Annotated in this window: 1 protein-coding gene; it reads right to left on the bottom strand. The window is 38.5% G+C overall.

Going from position 1 to position 672, the window contains the following annotated elements; genetic code table 11:
* Positions 1-351: 351 nt before the first annotated feature.
* Positions 352-672: SixA phosphatase family protein (locus tag B3763_RS02990; RefSeq protein ID WP_414707115.1), on the bottom strand; the 321-nt coding region annotated here is incomplete at its 5' end.

Below are 672 nucleotides of genomic sequence, written 5' to 3'. Positions count from 1 at the left end.
AATAAAGACTTGAGCGAGTTTATTCTTTAGTACGGAGTATTGGGTATTAAGTATTGAGAGGGAGTTGAGCTAGTGTTCTTCTCTCTCTTTTTATTTTATTGACTCTCTAATCTTTTGGTTCTTTTATTAAAATAGATGTATGCAATTAGGTAGGTGAGTAACAAACAAAAATTCAAAGTACCTCCTATAGCAAGAAATAGAACTCTCCATTTTTCAAGTTCATTGAACTCAAAGGCTAGTTTGTAAATAACCAGTCCTAAAAAGACAAAAAGGACCATCAAAGATGGAAGAACTGCGTAAGGTTTTAAAAGAGGTGTTTTCATCGATTGTGCTTAGACGAATATATTTAACTCACTTGTTTTTAGGGAAATCATAGTAAAACTTCTTCCCGGTTCCTCTCTTAGCCTGACTCCAGGAGTCTATAAAGAAGTCAATACCACAGATGCCACACGTGGGTAGATTGTCTAGTCTAAAGTCAGACAATTCGTTGATAAGATAGGTGAGGCCGGGGTTATGACCAAACAGCATAATCACACCATAGTTATCGCTAAAGTTCCTAATCAGCTGCCTTAACTCCTGGCTCGAGGCATGATAGTGTTGCTTGTCTTCTACAATGTGGCTTTCAGGATAGCCCAAAACGGAGGCAAATCCACGAGCCGTGGTTATGGCTCC

The sequence above is a fragment of the Roseivirga sp. UBA1976 genome (genome assembly GCF_002336325.1).
Lineage (GTDB): Bacteria > Bacteroidota > Bacteroidia > Cytophagales > Cyclobacteriaceae > Roseivirga > Roseivirga thermotolerans.
This window is presented reverse-complemented; position numbering and strand designations above follow the sequence as displayed.